Here is a 15724-nt window from a genome sequence, read left to right as displayed (position 1 = left end):
CCGTCGGAAGAAAAACAAAAAAGGAGAAACAGAAGATGATTGAAAATCTAAGACAAGAAACTTTTGATATTTTAATGGAGATATTTTTTGAGAATGAGGCTACAGATTCGCCAAAAGTGAATGAAGTCAACCAGCATATTTCTCGTAAAGAATGCCTCTACATTCTTCGTAGAGATATGCGAATCAAAACAAACTATGAGTTAGAAGAAGTAGAAATGTATCCCATTGCACTTAAAGAAATTGAAGGGATGAGTGATGAAAGATTTGAGCAACTAAAAGACGAAATTCTTAAAATGGAGCAGGTTGATACAATGGAGCTTCTATTGGAAGACTTAAAAGTTTAGTCAAACTTTTCCCCTCGTGATAGAACAACATTCCTGCTTGCAGGGATTAGGGGATTGGGGATTTCCCCAAAAATTTAAAAAGTCAAGAATGGTCAGGTTGTGCACGCTGACCATCTTTGACCTTTTTAAAAACAGCATTTGGGTACCCAAGTGCTAATCTTGCCAGAAGAAAAGGGGCTGAGCCCCTCAATCAAGAAATAGCAGAACAGAGGTGATGATTTTTGAAAAATGGAGAAAAACGAAAACGAATGATTCAGAAAAAAATTCGTTTGACGGAAGAAGAGGCACGGTTTATTTCAACTAAAGTTACGGAATCTGGAATGACAAATTTTAATGCCTTTGCCCGAATTATGTTGATTATGGGCGAGGTTAAAATCTTAAATTTTGAAGAATTTAGAGAGCTACGTAAGGAAATAAATCGGATTGGAGTCAATGTCAATCAGATTGCAAAAAAGGTAAACGAAGATGACCAGGTTAGTCTAACTGAGTTGAGTCAGATTCTTGAACTACAAAAAAATTTGAAAGATACAGTCAATCAATTTATCCAAAAACAAGAAAATCAAACAAAGGAACAAGACAGATGGTTGTAACAAAAGTCCTGCAGATAAAAGGAGTGTCTTCTTTGGACCGCTCTACAAAATACATCGAGGACGAAGCAAAAACAGTCGAGCTGAACGATATAAAAAGTTTGACCAACGCTTTACGCTATATTGAGAATCCCTCAAAAACAAGTTTACTAGAGAAAGATAAACAACTAGAATTTCCAGCAGTGGTCAAAGATGGCCGGGTGGTTAAGCAGCTTGTTTCTACTTATGGTATCACAGATGCCAGTACAGCGACAGAAGAATTTCTTTTGACAAAAAAGAATGCGGCTCAGCGAAGAGGAACAAAAGAATTATCCGATATTCAAAATCCGAATCGAGTTTTGGCTCATCATATCATCCAATCATTTTCTCCGGAAGACGATTTGAGCCCGCAAGAAATTCATGAGATTGGCCGCAAAACGATTTTAGAATTGACTGGTGGTCAACATGAATTTGTCATTGCGACTCACATGGACAAGGGGCATATTCATAATCACATCATTTTCAATTCTACAAACTCGGTTACGCTAAACAAATTTCGCTGGCAGAAAAATACTGCTAGAAGCTTATTCAATATTTCAAACAAGTATGCAGATATTGCTGGAGCTAAAATTTTAAAAGAGCGACTATGGACGAATCGAAAATCCTATCATGCTTATCGAAAGAAAAATTCTTTTCGTTATGAGATTAAATCTCGATTGGATTTTCTTTTGAAACACTCAACCTCTTTAGATGATTTTAAGGTCAAGGCACGAGCTTTAGATCTTGTAGTTGATACTTCAGGAAAGGAAATAAAGTATCGTTTGGCTGATCGAGATCAAACTAGAAATGTCCGTGATCGTACTTTGTCAAAAAAAGGAAATTATTCTTTGGATAAAATCTCTGAGAGAGTTCTTACTAACGAAGTGACCTTCTCTGTCGATGAAATTAAATCTGAATATGAAAAAATGGTAGCAGAGCGAGACGATGATTTTGAAATGAAGATCACAGTTGAAGAGTGGCAAGTGATGGAAGAAACTAAAAGTGGCATTTATCTTGAAATGGAATTTGGGATTAGGAATAAAGGAACCATTCTCATCCCTGCTCATCAAGTTGAAAAAGCTGAAGATGGTTCTTATGAAATTTTTATCCGGAAGAATGATTTCTATTATTTTGTTAATCCGGAACATGCGGATAAGAACAGGTACATGAAAGGAGAAACAGTCGCATCCCAGCTGTCTTACGATAATGGCGAAATGATTGTCCGGAAGAATCCTAAAATTTCAACTCTAGATCAACTCGTACGTGAGTATAACTATTTATCTGCTCATGGCGTGACAGAGGGGCAGCAATTTGATGACTTGCTAAATCGTTTTGAAGAAGAGCTAGAGGAGGTCGATAAGATGCTTGATAAATTAGATCGACGTTTGGGTGATCTAAATAAAATTCAGGCGGCCTTCCTTGGTCTGGAGTCAAGAGATTCCCAGGAAGTAAAATTAGCTGAATCTATCTTGAAAGACTTTAAAGTGGATCCTAGCACACGCAAAGCTGAGATTGATAAACTTGTTAAGGAGGCGACTTTTGAGCGTCAGGCTTTGTATCAACGAGTAGAAGCAATTACAAAAGATTATAAGTTACATCAAGATATTGAGAAAAATGTGGAGCAGCGTAAGGATAGAGAAACTTCATTGTAAAAAATAATTATAAATATAATTATAAACATATTGACAAATATAATTATAATGGTATAATAGAAGTATAGAAAATAACAAGGAGATAGGTAGATGGAAGAAAAATCTCATTGCAAAATTTGCGGTTGCACTTGGAACAATGCTTGCTATACTCCTGACAAAGGAGCTTGTTGGTGGATAGATGAAGAAGAAACAATGTGTAGCCATTGCTATTACGGATGGAATGGAGAAATAGAATGAAAATTATTACTTTTGCTGCTATTAAAGGCGGTGTTGGAAAAACAACTTTAACATTTAATTATGGGGAATGGTTGGCTAAGAAAGGTCATAAGGTTCTCTTTATAGACTTAGACCATCAATGTAATTTGACTCAGTGTTATAATATCTATGAGAGTAAGAATACAATTGCCAATGCTTTTAAAGGTGGCGACGTGGATATTAAACAAGTTAAGGAAAATATCAGTCTAATTCCAGGTTCAGTTCAGCTTGACACGGTGGAACGAGATCTGGAGAACAGCGATAAGAAAAATATGTTACTTTATCTTTGGCTAGAGGATAACTACGAAAAGAAGAAGTTGGATCAGTTTGACTATATCTTGATTGATTGTAGACCAGACTTTGCAACAGCTACTAAAAATGCTGTTGCGGTCAGTCACGCTATTATTAGTCCCTTGACTCCCTCGGAGTTTGGTTATAATGCCAAATTCAATCTCTCAACTCGGTTAGAAGCATTCAGAAAGGATGTGATCGACTATCGTACAAGGGAATCATATATTACTGCTGAGTTATATTTCTTAGCAAATATGATCCGACCAAACTATGGATCATCAAGAGAATTACTGGAAGCACTAGGACTTGAAGCTAAAGAAAAGGGAACAGATAACCTTCTAGGAATTGTACCAGCAAAAGAGTTATTCAATCATTCCACGATTGATAAAATCTCTATTGCAGATATGGAGAAAAATCCAGAACTTTATCAAAAACACAAAAAGTTTTTCATTGAGCTGGAGCAGACTTTTTCAAAAATTTATGATACAATATAATTATATTTATAAACACAAATACAATTATAAATATAATTAGAAGGAGATTATCATGGCATTTACCCCTAAGGAAAAAGAAATATCACAGATCATTGAAGCGAGCAGCCAACTTGATCGGACTCCAAATGAAGTCGCAGTTGAGTTTGAAAGCTTTGAACGTAAGAAACAATTTCAGTTTACTTTGAAACCAAGCAATCGGAAAAAATTGGATGAAATTGCTAAAGCAGCCGGCGCAAAGTCTGCATCAGATTACCTTGATAAACTGATTGAAAATCTATCAATATAAATATCAATATAAATATAATTGTAATTATAATTTTAATCAAAAAACCTTTCCTTATAGGGAAGGTTTTTATCTTTGCTGACAAAAAACATTTGAACTCTTGAACTAAAATCTTTATACTTTTTTATTATGATTTTAGTTGGGAGTGTTTTTAATTTGGATACAAAAATTATTGATGAAAGAGAATTTGTAGAGAAATTTAAAGAGAAAAATCTACAAGGATTTCATAAATTTGTAAGTGACTATGACAACTATATTGCTCCCACAATGAGAGCTAGAGGCTACAAATTTGTAAACTATGCTGAGAGAACCGTTACTTTTACGTTTGGCCAGGTAACTTTTTCAAGAAGGCGCTGGTATAAGAATGGGAAATGCAGGATTCCAGTAGATGAGAAGTTAGGTTTGGAGAAACGTATTGCCTATTCCAAAGAACTGCTGTATCAAATCACTAAACTAGCTACAATGTTACCGTATCGTAAAGTAGTGGAAGTTATTGAACTGATGTACCAGGTTTATATTACTAAAGACACGGTGTTAAAAGCGATTAAACTAGCAAGTCAATTGTTAAATGAAAAAGAAAATTATCGTTTCTATAGCGATGAAGTACCTGTCAAAAAAATTGAGTCTCCTGTTATTTATCTTGAAGGAGACGGTGTCTGGATAAAGGTCAGTGGACGTGAAAAAGAACAACAGAATAAAGAATTATCTCATTTTGTCATCCATACTGGAACGGAGGAGTACGGAAAGAGGAAAATTTTAAAAAATAAGGTGGAAATTGTGTCATCCAATAATCGAATAGCAAGGAAAAAAGTAGTAGATTATATTTATAATCACTTTAAAATTACATCAGATACTCTACTTGTGACAAATTCAGATATGGGTCATGGATATACTCCACATTTATTTAAAGAGATATCAAATGATTTAGGAATTAAGCATCATCAACATTTTTGGGATAGATACCATCTAAACAAAGAAATAAAAAAGTTGGTCAAGCCGTATTCAGAAGAGCTACTAGATCAATTTATGAAAGCTATAGATAGCCATTGCAAGCAGAAATTGAAAACAGCTATTGATACTCTAGAATCATTAGTCCTGCTTAATCGGAACGAAAAAAAGATTGATACCTTTACGGTTTTTAAGAATAGAATTCTTGGAAATTTTAAATATACGCAGCCACCTGAACAGAGGAATCTAGATACAGCAAGTTTAGGAATCATGGAAAGTCAGCATCGCAAAATAAGTTATCGGATGAAAAATAGAGGGATGTATTGGTCATTAAACAATGCCGATGCGATGTCCCATCTTATTTTGCTGTCTTACAATCAAGAACTCCGAGATTTATTTTTTGGTAATTGGAGAAGTGAATATGAAAAATACCACTCAGAAGGAATGAGCAGTGCAAAAGTACGAAAAAAGATTAATCAAGCTCCAAGGAGTTTAGGAACGATTGTAAATGCTTCTTGGAAGGGGCGAAAGCAGAGAGATAAACAACGTTTTGTAGGGAAAAAAATAAATAGATAGTATGCTTCAAAACGGTTTAAACTCTTGACTTACAGGAAGAAATAGTGTATAATATTCTTATAATTAAAAAGAGGCACGCAGCAACGTACCTCTCATAAAGATAAACAATTGGTGCTTGTTTATCAGTAAGATTAATACTATCAGAAATTTTAGTAGATGTCAAGGCTGAGCAAGTGAATTGTTTAGCCTTGTTTTGATATTTCCGTTTTTGATGTATTTTTTTACTACCTCAAAACACTAGACACAAACTTCTGCTATAAATTCCTTTACTTTTAGGTGGAAATTTGGTAAACTGTATCTTGTGTGTAATGGACGCACAAAAATACAGTTTATCCGCTGAGGAAGGTTCCTCAAGATTGACAAAGATAGGAGAATAAAATGAATCCATTAATCCAAAGTTTGACTGAAGGTCAACTTCGTACAGATATCCCATCATTCCGTCCTGGTGACACTGTTCGTGTACACGCGAAAGTTGTCGAAGGTAACCGTGAACGTATCCAAATTTTTGAAGGTGTTGTTATCGCACGTAAAGGTGCTGGCATCTCAGAAAACTACACAGTTCGTAAAATCTCTAACGGTGTAGGTGTTGAGCGTATCTTCCCAATCCACACTCCACGTGTTGAAAAGATCGAAGTTGTTCGTTACGGTAAAGTACGTCGTGCGAAATTGTACTACTTGCGTGCTCTTCAAGGTAAAGCAGCTCGTATCAAAGAAATCCGTCGTTAATTCGACTAAAAAACTCTGCTTATTCAGCAGAGTTTTTATCTAGCTCCCTTAGTTCAATGGATATAACAACTCCCTCCTAAGGAGTAGTTGCAGGTTCGATTCCTGCAGGGGGCATATAAACTACTGATTTTACTGGGTGTTTGAGGTGTTTCGCCCCAAATTCGCCCCTAAATTTGCAAATATCTCTCTTACTTCCGAGTTACTTTCCTCTTCTAGTTCTTTTAATTGATGAGCATAGACTTCGATGGTGATGTTCATATTCTCATGACCAAGAATTTTCGAAATAGAAAGCAATTCGACACGTTGAGAAATTAGAAAAGAAGCATAAGTATGTCTAAGCGAATGAGCATGGACATTTCTGCCAACAATTCTTCTCAATGTCTTATTGACTGCATTATTTGATATGTTGGAGAAAATCCGATTTTCTTTGTTATGGATCCAATGTTCTTTCTGGTAGTTTTTTAACAATTTAAGTGTCTCATCGTCAAGTGGTATCTTTCGGATACTGCTTTTTGTTTTTGTACTTGCAAAATCAAGATTGGTTTTATAGTTCCAGGTCTTATCTACTGAGAGAACTTTGTTATCGTAATCCACGTTATCCCAAGTAAGTCCCAGGCACTCAGCAAAACGCATTCCAGTAACTGCTATAAGATAGATCACTGCATAAGATTGAACGTCCATTTTACGCTTTGAAACAACTATAACTTTTTTGTACTCTTCAACCTCAAGAAACTTGGTTTCTTTTTCGATACCTTTATTTTGGGAAACAGCCTTGGCAAAGGTTGTAAAATCCTTTTGAATGATTTCCTCGTGAACAGCCATAGCGACGCATTGTTTGATATGGATATTTAATCTTTCAACCGTCGCTTGGGAGTGAGTCTCAGCAAACGTATTTAGGGCTTGCTGATAGATTGAACTGGTTATGTTTTTAAGTTTTTCCCCTGGGAATAGCTTTTCAATATTGCGATTGGTAACTTGATAAACTTGCCAAGTCACGGGAGAAATATTAGGTTTCTTATGAATGGTTGCCCATTGTTTAAAGTATTCGTAAAGAGTAATGTCGTCCGAAACATAAGAGGGAAGAAGTAGTTCTTTCTCTCTTTCAGCAGCTGCAATTTGTGCAGCTTTTTTTGTTGGGAATCCACCTTTTTCAGCTTTTTTGTATTTTCCGCCTGGACTTTTATAAGAAATGCGATATTCCCACTTGCCATTTTCTCTTTTTCTGTATGATGCCATTTGATTTTACCTCACTTTTTTGCTAAAATGGGTACAAGAAAACGACCTTTTGAATGGTTGTTTCTTATATTCAAGTTCCTCACACTCAGAGTCGCCAAACTTTGCGAGTGTGGGGATTTTTTATTTTAGATAATTTTTTTCGAAGACCATTGTAGCTTGTATACGATCACCACCACCTAGGCCTTTACTTCCACCGTTAGCAGTAGTAATAGTATGTAGTCGATATCCTTTAGCTACTTGTTTATTAATTACATCTTCCAGTTCTGTCAGGTTCCCTGATCCAGTACCAAAGAATTTTTCTTTTAAAGTAACTTGAAGGACGACATAGTGTAGTCCATTTGAGCCTGAAGCTGTAGAGAATGACGACTCTTGTTTAACATTATCAAAAAATCCCATAAGATTTTACTCCTTTAAAACATTAAAATTATTCAACTTGTTTATAAAATTCGGTGCGGACCATAATTTCATCAGTTACAGTCTTTAATTGATATCGCTCCATAAATCGAACACTATTAAAACTTTCAACTCCATATGTAGCTAATTCTTCGGCTACTAGATTTTGGATCATATAGCGATTAGCCTCATTCTCGCATAGTAGTGGAGCATTTCGGTACAAACTGCGGTAGTGTTCTAGATGTCCGAGTTCGTGAAAAAGAACTTTTCGTCTTTCATCTGGACTTAAATCAGCATTGATATAGACAATTCGGTTAATTTCGTCGTAGAATCCGTTTCTTTGCCATTGTTTAGTGGTAAATTCACGTAAAGTAACTTTATGGAGATCCAATAATTCTTTTTCTGTCATATTTTTCTCGCTAAATTCCTTTACTAATCAGCGTGTTTTTGTTAAAATCAAATTAAAAATAGAGAGGAGGAAGTCATATGAAACTAGTTCAAATCCTTTGGGGATATTTGCTGGCGTATTCTATTTTTTCTCTCACTCTTTTCTTTTTAGACAGAGGTATTATTTTCATTACTTTTTTGATTTTTATTCTAGTAGTAAAAATTATCCCTCATCCTGATTCTCATTTGAATCCATTTGCGTTTGGGGTGCGTTTTCGTAAGAAACACTAGGTGAGTCAACAGTGATTTCAAATGCTCTCACATTTCTTAATGATTCTAGTTCTTTGCGAGCTTTTTCTATTTCAACATCTCGCTGTACATCTTTTAGCTTAGCGTCTTTTTCCATAGTTTCAACTTCTACAGTCAGTTTGCGTTCTTCCAATCTGGCTGTTTTTCTTTGTTGCAAGTATGGGAAGAGTCCTTTCATTTTAACACCTGTGACCTCAACATCACCAAATAAGAGACTGAGACCTATTAAACCCGATTCTATCATCCAATGGTTATCAGATATGAATTGTCCGATGGATTGTAATGTTATTTCTCCAGGGCTTTCTACATTTGATGTGGCGATGATTTCTTCATCAATTTCTGGGTTCTTATATTCGTCGATAATAGAATATAAATTTTTCCACATACTGGAAGTAATAGATCCTTTGGTGTTAACTCTTAACCAGAGGTGTAATTTCCCATCTTTGAAATAAAGTGGTGAAACTAGACCATCGATATATCTAGATAAATCTGTGATATTAAAAATAGTGTGATGAACTGTCAGTGTACTGTATAGAAATTTTGAATTTACTTTTCTACGTGGGACCTCATTAATCCATATGACGTTTCGACGCTTGATATCTTCGGATTGTTCATAACCGTGATTTAAAGTTACTTGCCCATCTGACAAGTCTTTTTCATAAACATCGCTTGTGATCTGTCCAATCAAAAAATAGTTCGACTTAAATGATGGGACTACGACGTAATCTCCTATACTCATATCTTCAACAAAACTATAGAGGCGTTTAGCAGTAAACGTGATTTGGTGTTTTGAGAGTTCTTCTCCTTCATATACTCTTATTATTTGCTGCTTATAGTGTTCTATAGTTTTTTCTGTTGTGAGAAGTAAGTCAGTTGTCTGCAAATCAGCAAGAGTGACTCGGTTGTGGTGAATAGAGATGAAGTGGTTGTATTTAAAATCATCGTAATATTTCCCACCTTCAGCTCGGACCAACCAATATTTCGCACGACTATTAAACTGGTAAATTTCAATTTGATTTTTGTGAGACATTTAATCCTCCTTGCTATTCATATATCCTGAGATAATTCCTCGAATGGCTCTACGATCTTCATCGGTCAGAGGTTTCCCATCAAATAGCATAGCGTGGTCTATGATTTTATCGATGTCATCTGGTTCATTTACGTGCAAATTCCCAGCAATTGCAGGATTATCTGTACGACCAAGCAGGTAGTCGGTGGATACGTTGAAGTAGTCGGCGATTTCTTGTAATCGTTCGGAGCTGACCTTTTGTCGCTTTAAAGAATACAGAGTATTTTTACTGTATCCAAGTTTTTCTTCTACTTGATTTAGAGATAAGCCTTGTTTTTTTGCTAATTCTCTAACTTTTTCAAATGTCGGAAACATTGTTAAATCAACCTTTCTAAGAGATTGACAAAAAATATTTAAATTATTTGTTTAAAAATATTGACAAATTAAATAAATGATCTAAAATAGTTTTTGTAAGTAAGTTACAACTAAAAAAATAAATTATAAAAATGTTTTGGCGAACGGTATTTATAGTTTTATTAGTGCTTTTTATTATGCTTCATTTTAAATTATTTATTTAAAATAGTCAAGCAATAACACAAAAAATAGTTAAAAATTTAGTTGTTTCTTATTTACTTGTTCCTTGACAATTGAATAGAGCATGTGAGATAATAGAGGGGAATTAAGGATTAGTTCCATCATGGGCTATCTCACCTCCTTTCGCAGGCGGTGTAGAAGTGCCGTTCCTATTGTATCACATGCTCTATCAATTTGATAGGGCATTTTTTATTTTTGAAAAAAGGAGGAACACATAGATGGAAAGCGTTCTTGAAAGCTTGAAAAAAGAAAAAGACCACCTTGAAAAAATTATTAAGGTAGTCAGCTCTGGTGGTAAATTTCTGAGATTGCCGTATCAAAAAAAGTCACGCTCGATTAGTGAGAATCTGAAATTGATTTCTCAAAATCTTGATAAATTGAGCGAGCGAGTTCAACAAACCACGAATCGGCATTCATGATTTCAAGATGACGAAAGAAACCTGTTTTGGTTTCCAGTTCGGAATCGTGTGCATAACGTAATATTTCTCTAGCAAAGATGGTTTCAAAATCAAAATCTTTACCATCATCGTAGATGTCGCGTTTGCTTGCTATTGTCAAATATTCTTTAAAAGTCATAAGGTTAACTCCTTTCTGCTTATATTATAGCAGAAAAAGAAGAAAGAAAAAGAAAGGAGAAAATATGCCAGATATCGCAAACGGTCGCGAAAGAGTTAATGCTTTCTTGAAAGAGAAAGGCATTAAAAAAGCAACTCTAGCGGTTGCTTACGGCTTTAAGCGACAGGAAGTGACAAACATTCTAAGTGGAACGACTAAAGGTCCAAGAGCGAATAGTTTCATTCTTCAGGTTATTGAAGATTATGGGATTGAGTAAGAAAGATTTGAGGAGTAGAAAAATGGAAGAAGACATCAGAATTCACATGCCTTACGAGGCATTTAAAAACCTGCTTGTTAGAGCAGGCAGAATAAAGCGTGAAGAAGGCAAGCAGATAACTTGGACAAATAATACCGCTCCGTTTACAAAAGAGCAACGGAGGGAAATAGATGAACTCTACGAACGGTTTGCAGAAGATTGAAGGTGGAGTTTGTTAGTGATGTGTGAGTTAACAATTAGCAAACAGTCATTTAGTCTATCGAAAATATATCTAGGTTCTTCGATTACATCAGGGTCAAAAAATTGCTCTTCCATTTCTATGTCCCAAGTGTAAAATCCTTCAGGGTGTTTATAGCCAGCCTGATAACGAAGTACGTTTCTAAAAGTGATGAATTTTTTGCGTTCGTCATCATTATCTAAAAATAGATAGGTCTTATAAAAGATATCATCGAAGTTTGTGATGATATCTAAATCAATTGGATCAGCACCATCAGGCCTTGAATCTACATATGAAACTGTTTTACCGCTAATAGATGCAAAATTTTGAAAAGTTGAAATATATAAATCTCTATCCTGACTTAGTTGGGCATTTAAGAAATCAACCTTCTTTTCTTCGAGCTTATTTTTACTTTCAACCTTTTTTTGCTGGTAAGCAAAACCATGAATAATCAAATTTGTTAAAACAGTTGCACCAACAGAAATCAATGTTGTTGTAAATACTTCAGACATACAAATACCTCGTATAGTATTATTTTTATAAATTATTATATCAAAATAAGAGGAGATGACATCGGACTTAAGATTGATATTTGGAGACAATCATGGAAGATAAAATCATCGAACTTGCTGATTACTTTATCAGCGAGAATACAACGTACAGAGAAGCTAAAATAGCATGTGAGAAGCTATTGAAACAAGTCAGCCATGAGATAGAACTCAGGGCGCTGGAAAGTAGGACGAGGGTATGAAATGAGACCAAGAAAATATCCGTATAGTTTCAAACCAAATCTGATGAACATTTTAGATAGTCGTTTCTATACACGGCTAATTGTTGAAACAGAGGATGGAGCAAAAAAAATAGCAGAAGTCACACTAGATGATGTAACTTCTGCTACAGGATATGTTGTAAGTCTAAGACCAAATTATGACTAGCCTTTAGGAGGGAATGGGTCTTTACCGTGGCTGTCACGGCTTTGAATTCTCCCATCTTTGCCATGAATGATTAGTTCGGAATCTTGATTTCGTGAAATCTGTCTAGCAATATTTGTAGCTTCACTCTTTGTAGTAGTATGAACAGTTGCTCTTGAATTGCCAGCACCTTTCACGTTCCAACCACCATTTTTGGAAGGGACAACATGCTGATTTTTACCCATGATTGTATCTCCTTTCTGTTGATTTTTTGACTAAAACGGTGAGAGGTCCTAGTCGAAATATATTATATGATAAAAAGCAATACTTGTCAATATATTGTGTAAACAAGGAGGCGAAATCTAAAACAAGCACAATATATAGTGCGGTAGCATATATAAGTGCAAGAAGTATAAAACTAGATAAGGAGAAAAAGGCTATGCTTTGGGAAAAAATATCTGAAAAACTTTCAGAACGAAATTGGACAGTTTATAAACTTTGCTTAAAAGCAGGTATCGGACCTGCTGGAATCTATCGTTTAAGAGACGGAGAGGTGAAAGATTTGTATTTTGATACGGTTAAGAAAATTGCTGATGCGTTGGAAATCAGCGTAGATGAACTAAGGTAACAAAAAAAGCACCTAATGGAAGTTAGGCGCTTACTAAAATAACTAACTGAATTATATCACGAAAGGAGCAAAAATGGAAGAGTTGATCCAAGCGATTGCGAGTCAAATAGAATTCACGGTATTGCAATCAGCAGATATTGAAGAAGCTTTCCCTCTGGAATTGAAGCGAAAAGATGTGGCTAAAATGCTTGGGGTTTCTGTAGATACGTTCGATGACCGTTTTCGCTACCAGAAAGGATTTCCAAATATAAATGACAAGCGCTGGCCACGAGATGCAGTCCGTGAATGGTACAACAGCATGTTGCTGAGCAGTAACCGTATCATTGTTTTTGTACTCTCAAGATTTAAGTAACTGTACGACTGTAATTCAATTTATTATTTACTCTCGTTGTGATATGTTCATACTAAAAACCGCTCAGCTGAGCGGTTTTCATATTTTATCATACTTTACAATACCCACGTACGAATAGCATGGGCGACGCCAGATTCGTCATTTGTTTTGGTGATGTATTTGGCGATTTTTTTGAGTTCTGGATTTCCATTTTCCATAACAACGGGGTTTCCAACGGCTTCTAGCATGGCGCGGTCATTTTCTTCGTCACCGATCGCCATGGTTTCATCTTTGGTCAATCCTAGTTTTTCAGCTAAGTGAGTGATGGCTGAACCCTTGTCTACATTCTTTTTAAGGAGTTCAAGGTAGAAAGGAGCAGATTTGTTGATAGAGTAGCGTTCGTAAAATTCTGCTGGGATTTTTTCAATCGCAGCATCGAGAATTTCTGGTTCATCGATAAACATACATTTGACAATTTCCTTGCCAGCCATTTCTTCAGGAGTGCGGTAGAAGATGGGCATGCTGACGAGGGTTGATTCATGCACCGTGTATTTTCCGATATTGCGATTGGCAGTATAGATACCGTCCTTGGTAATAGCGTGCATGTGGACACCGAGCTTGCGACTGAGAAATTCCATATCTAGATAATCCTCATAGGTCAAGGATTCACTGATAATCTCATGGCCAGTAGCAGTTTCTTGGACAAGGGCACCGTTGAAGGTTACAACATAGTCTCCCTCATCTCTCAACTGCAAGTCGTCCAGAAGTTTGGCAACACCTGCGATAGGGCGGCCAGTTGCAATCACGACTTTGACACCGGCTTGTTTGGCATCTTGGATGGCGGAAAAGACTTCCGGAGTGATCTCCTTTTTACTGTTGACTAGGGTACCATCGATATCGACGGCGATTAGTTTAATACTCATAAATTTCCTTTTCTAGTTCTTATTTGGGGTAAAATGATCGTTCTCAATCAAGTGTAAAAATTGCTGGGTAATGCTTGCGAAGATGCTGTTTTGGTCCAACATTTCTTTTGGAAAATAGAAACGATTGTCCCCATGGCGGCTGCCAGCAAGGGATTGGACGATAGGGGACAAGCTAGAGAGTTCTGCCAGTTCACCATTTTTCTGTAGAATCTCAATCTGTGTCCGTGGATTTTCAGATTCGGGACGATAGATATCATAAGGGAGGTCAAAGTTCTTATGAATGGCTGTATAGTAGTCTGGATCAAAACCGATTTCTTCAACCAGTTGTCTCATGGTTGCGAGTTGGTCTTGGTCTTTTTCTGAAAAAGTAATGGATTTAAAGACCTTGCGGTTGACAAAACGTTGCGACAAGTCGGCTAGTATCTTGTCAGGACTGGTCATCCAGAGTTGGAAGTAGGTATTCATCACGCCATCATCAAGTGCTAGATAGTCAGATAGAGTAACTTTCTTTTCAAAAAAAGGTAGCAAATGAGGAGAGGTGCGTGCAAAGAAGTCCTTGTCTTCAGGATAGAGTTCCTTGGCGCGTTTGAGGAGATTTTGTAGGAGAACCTCCATGGCGCGTGTTGCTGGGTGGAAATAAACCTGCATATACATCTGGTAGCGACTGAGAACATAGTCTTCGATGGCGTGCATGCCATTGCGCTGAAAGGCGATACCATTTTCAACAGGACGAATCACTCGGAGGATGCGAGTCAGGTCAAATTCCCCATAAGATGCTCCTGTAAAATAGGAGTCGCGCAAGAGATAGTCCATGCGGTCTGCATCAATCTGACTGGAAATGAGCTGTACGACCTGCTTGTTAGGATAGGTATGGTCAATGACACTGGCTACCTTTTCCGGAAAATCGGGTGCCACTTGTAGCAGGACTTTGTGAATCTCTGTCTCAGGACTTTGGATGATTTCCTGAGTAATGGCCTCATGATCTGTATCAAAGAGATGTTCAAAAGTATGGGAGTAGGCACCATGCCCAAGGTCATGTAGGAGCGCAGCGGTCATGGTCAAGAGAGACTCAGCAGGATCCCATTCTTCAGGATATTTTTCTTCAAAAATCTCCGTGATACGTCGTGCAATCTCATAGACTCCCAAACAGTGGGAAAAGCGACTGTGCTCCCCACCATGGAAAGTATAGCTGGAAGTCCCTAATTGTTTGATACGGCGCAGACGTTGAAATTCTTTTGTATTGATCAAGTCATAGATAACCTGATTATTGACATGGATGTAGTTGTGAACAGGGTCACGGAATACTTTTTCGTTCATATGACCATTATAGCAAAAAGCAAGAGTTTTTGGTAAAATAGTAGGACAAGAGAGAAGAAAGAGGACTTGATGTGAAGATTCGGATGCAAAATAGGATTCAGTTTGATGAACAGTTGGAAGTGATTGACCAACTCTATGACGTGGAAGTGCGTGAAAAGGGAGATTATAGCTATCTGCTTTTCTACAATGAGGAAAAGGAAAAAGTGGTTCTCAAGTTTCATGAAGAAGAACTGGTGATGACCCGTTTCTCGAGTCCCAAAACCATCATGCGTTTTCTAAAGGATAGTGATAGTTTATCCTATATTCCTACACCTATGGGCATGCAGGAGTTTATCATTCAAACGAGTCACTACAAACTGGATGGGCAAAAGATTGAGCTAGCCTATCAACTACAAAACCAAGAGGGACATCCCTTCGCCAGCTATCAATTAGAAATTACCTGGGGATAAGAAAAAGGTTGGCG

Annotated in this window: 25 protein-coding genes and 1 tRNA gene; 16 read left to right on the top strand and 10 right to left on the bottom strand. The window is 36.7% G+C overall.

Annotated features, from left to right (window positions below):
- Positions 1-35: 35 nt before the first annotated feature.
- The 9 genes from HMPREF1125_RS10450 (at position 36) to HMPREF1125_RS10410 (ending at position 6288) form a co-directional block, all read left to right on the top strand.
- A complete protein-coding gene (locus HMPREF1125_RS10450) occupies positions 36-344 on the top strand; it encodes a hypothetical protein (RefSeq protein WP_000572069.1) in 309 nt (102 codons plus the stop codon).
- Positions 345-565: 221 nt separating this feature from the next.
- A complete protein-coding gene (locus HMPREF1125_RS10445) occupies positions 566-934 on the top strand; it encodes a plasmid mobilization protein (protein ID WP_002883238.1) in 369 nt (122 codons plus the stop codon).
- Positions 925-2601 carry a helical hairpin domain-containing protein gene (locus HMPREF1125_RS10440; RefSeq protein WP_000261842.1) on the top strand — a complete coding sequence of 559 codons (1677 nt, stop codon included), beginning with the start codon at positions 925-927 and terminating at the stop codon, positions 2599-2601. The genes HMPREF1125_RS10445 and HMPREF1125_RS10440 overlap by 10 nt, the downstream gene beginning before the upstream one ends.
- 90 nt (positions 2602-2691) lie before the next feature.
- The gene (locus HMPREF1125_RS10435; RefSeq protein ID WP_033630738.1) at positions 2692-2838 is read left to right on the top strand and encodes a hypothetical protein; all 147 of its coding nucleotides are present in this window, start codon (positions 2692-2694) and stop codon (positions 2836-2838) included.
- Positions 2835-3641: a ParA family protein gene (locus HMPREF1125_RS10430; protein ID WP_000692240.1), complete on the top strand. Its 807-nt coding sequence runs from the start codon at positions 2835-2837 to the stop codon at positions 3639-3641. Before HMPREF1125_RS10435 ends, HMPREF1125_RS10430 begins: the two co-directional genes overlap by 4 nt.
- A 52-nt stretch (positions 3642-3693) precedes the next feature.
- Positions 3694-3927: a hypothetical protein gene (locus tag HMPREF1125_RS10425; RefSeq protein WP_000886109.1), complete on the top strand. Its 234-nt coding sequence runs from the start codon at positions 3694-3696 to the stop codon at positions 3925-3927.
- A 153-nt stretch (positions 3928-4080) separates the two neighbouring features.
- Positions 4081-5448 carry an ISLre2 family transposase gene (locus HMPREF1125_RS10420; protein ID WP_000379874.1) on the top strand — a complete coding sequence of 456 codons (1368 nt, stop codon included), beginning with the start codon at positions 4081-4083 and terminating at the stop codon, positions 5446-5448.
- Between the two features lie 378 nt (positions 5449-5826).
- Positions 5827-6174 carry a 50S ribosomal protein L19 gene (gene rplS / locus HMPREF1125_RS10415; RefSeq protein ID WP_001068669.1) on the top strand — a complete coding sequence of 116 codons (348 nt, stop codon included), beginning with the start codon at positions 5827-5829 and terminating at the stop codon, positions 6172-6174.
- A 42-nt stretch (positions 6175-6216) separates the two neighbouring features.
- A tRNA-Arg gene (locus tag HMPREF1125_RS10410) sits at positions 6217-6288 on the top strand.
- Positions 6289-6303: 15 nt separating this feature from the next.
- Here HMPREF1125_RS10410 and HMPREF1125_RS10405 read toward each other — a convergent pair.
- The 6 genes from HMPREF1125_RS10405 to HMPREF1125_RS10385 all read right to left on the bottom strand — a co-directional run bounded on the left by HMPREF1125_RS10405 (position 6304) and on the right by HMPREF1125_RS10385 (position 10678).
- Positions 6304-7410, bottom strand: coding sequence for a site-specific integrase (locus HMPREF1125_RS10405; protein WP_000179396.1), 1107 nt, complete (start codon positions 7408-7410; stop codon positions 6304-6306).
- Positions 7411-7530: 120 nt separating this feature from the next.
- Entirely contained in the window at positions 7531-7806 is a 276-nt protein-coding gene (locus tag HMPREF1125_RS10400; protein WP_000505372.1) for a DUF4177 domain-containing protein, read from the bottom strand.
- 28 nt (positions 7807-7834) lie between these two features.
- A complete protein-coding gene (locus HMPREF1125_RS0102470; protein WP_000136517.1) occupies positions 7835-8212 on the bottom strand; it encodes an ImmA/IrrE family metallo-endopeptidase in 378 nt (125 codons plus the stop codon).
- Positions 8213-8413: 201 nt separating this feature from the next.
- Positions 8414-9529, bottom strand: a complete 1116-nt coding sequence (locus HMPREF1125_RS10395) for a hypothetical protein (RefSeq protein WP_000018520.1) — start codon at positions 9527-9529, stop codon at positions 8414-8416.
- Positions 9530-9883 carry a helix-turn-helix domain-containing protein gene (locus HMPREF1125_RS10390; RefSeq protein ID WP_000484458.1) on the bottom strand — a complete coding sequence of 118 codons (354 nt, stop codon included), beginning with the start codon at positions 9881-9883 and terminating at the stop codon, positions 9530-9532.
- A 555-nt stretch (positions 9884-10438) separates the two neighbouring features.
- Positions 10439-10678: a hypothetical protein gene (locus HMPREF1125_RS10385; protein ID WP_000142895.1), complete on the bottom strand. Its 240-nt coding sequence runs from the start codon at positions 10676-10678 to the stop codon at positions 10439-10441.
- 64 nt (positions 10679-10742) lie between these two features.
- On the opposite strand from HMPREF1125_RS10385, the gene HMPREF1125_RS10380 reads away from it, so the two are divergent.
- Together HMPREF1125_RS10380 and HMPREF1125_RS10375 are read left to right on the top strand one after the other, a co-directional pair.
- Complete coding sequence (locus HMPREF1125_RS10380) at positions 10743-10934, top strand: DNA-binding protein (RefSeq protein ID WP_001112860.1); 192 nt, start codon at positions 10743-10745, stop codon at positions 10932-10934.
- A gap of 22 nt (positions 10935-10956) precedes the next feature.
- On the top strand, positions 10957-11136 hold the full coding sequence (locus tag HMPREF1125_RS10375) for a hypothetical protein (RefSeq protein WP_000390655.1): 180 nt from the start codon (positions 10957-10959) through the stop codon (positions 11134-11136).
- On the opposite strand, the gene HMPREF1125_RS10370 is transcribed toward HMPREF1125_RS10375, so the two are convergent.
- A complete protein-coding gene (locus HMPREF1125_RS10370; RefSeq protein WP_000005510.1) occupies positions 11112-11663 on the bottom strand; it encodes a hypothetical protein in 552 nt (183 codons plus the stop codon). The two genes, HMPREF1125_RS10375 and HMPREF1125_RS10370, sit on opposite strands and share 25 nt — an antisense overlap.
- A 92-nt stretch (positions 11664-11755) precedes the next feature.
- On the opposite strand from HMPREF1125_RS10370, the gene HMPREF1125_RS12835 reads away from it, so the two are divergent.
- Together HMPREF1125_RS12835 and HMPREF1125_RS10365 are read left to right on the top strand one after the other, a co-directional pair.
- On the top strand, positions 11756-11902 hold the full coding sequence (locus HMPREF1125_RS12835; protein WP_000389582.1) for a hypothetical protein: 147 nt from the start codon (positions 11756-11758) through the stop codon (positions 11900-11902).
- A gap of 1 nt (position 11903) precedes the next feature.
- Positions 11904-12086: a hypothetical protein gene (locus HMPREF1125_RS10365; protein ID WP_001247798.1), complete on the top strand. Its 183-nt coding sequence runs from the start codon at positions 11904-11906 to the stop codon at positions 12084-12086.
- On the opposite strand, the gene HMPREF1125_RS10360 is transcribed toward HMPREF1125_RS10365, so the two are convergent.
- Entirely contained in the window at positions 12083-12307 is a 225-nt protein-coding gene (locus tag HMPREF1125_RS10360; RefSeq protein WP_000517706.1) for a DUF2188 domain-containing protein, read from the bottom strand. The genes HMPREF1125_RS10365 and HMPREF1125_RS10360 overlap by 4 nt on opposite strands.
- A gap of 194 nt (positions 12308-12501) precedes the next feature.
- On the opposite strand from HMPREF1125_RS10360, the gene HMPREF1125_RS10355 reads away from it, so the two are divergent.
- Both HMPREF1125_RS10355 and HMPREF1125_RS0102465 read left to right on the top strand, forming a co-directional pair.
- Positions 12502-12690 carry a helix-turn-helix domain-containing protein gene (locus HMPREF1125_RS10355; protein WP_000964270.1) on the top strand — a complete coding sequence of 63 codons (189 nt, stop codon included), beginning with the start codon at positions 12502-12504 and terminating at the stop codon, positions 12688-12690.
- Between the two features lie 73 nt (positions 12691-12763).
- Positions 12764-13042 (top strand): hypothetical protein, encoded by a 279-nt coding sequence (locus HMPREF1125_RS0102465; RefSeq protein ID WP_000391820.1) that lies wholly within the window; start codon positions 12764-12766, stop codon positions 13040-13042.
- A 95-nt stretch (positions 13043-13137) separates the two neighbouring features.
- Here the strand turns inward: HMPREF1125_RS0102465 and yidA are convergent, their stop codons facing one another.
- Both yidA and HMPREF1125_RS10345 read right to left on the bottom strand, forming a co-directional pair.
- Positions 13138-13944, bottom strand: coding sequence for a sugar-phosphatase (gene yidA, locus HMPREF1125_RS10350; RefSeq protein ID WP_000023490.1), 807 nt, complete (start codon positions 13942-13944; stop codon positions 13138-13140).
- 12 nt (positions 13945-13956) lie between these two features.
- The gene (locus tag HMPREF1125_RS10345; protein ID WP_001003517.1) at positions 13957-15261 is read right to left on the bottom strand and encodes an HD domain-containing protein; all 1305 of its coding nucleotides are present in this window, start codon (positions 15259-15261) and stop codon (positions 13957-13959) included.
- A 71-nt stretch (positions 15262-15332) separates the two neighbouring features.
- On the opposite strand from HMPREF1125_RS10345, the gene HMPREF1125_RS10340 reads away from it, so the two are divergent.
- Positions 15333-15710 (top strand): DUF1934 domain-containing protein, encoded by a 378-nt coding sequence (locus tag HMPREF1125_RS10340; protein WP_080585616.1) that lies wholly within the window; start codon positions 15333-15335, stop codon positions 15708-15710.
- The last annotated feature ends 14 nt before the right edge of the window (positions 15711-15724 follow it).

The organism is Streptococcus oralis SK304 (genome assembly GCF_000287715.1).
Lineage (GTDB): Bacteria > Bacillota > Bacilli > Lactobacillales > Streptococcaceae > Streptococcus > Streptococcus oralis_Y.
Note: the sequence above shows the minus strand (reverse complement) of the source record. Positions and strands in the feature narration are given on the sequence as shown.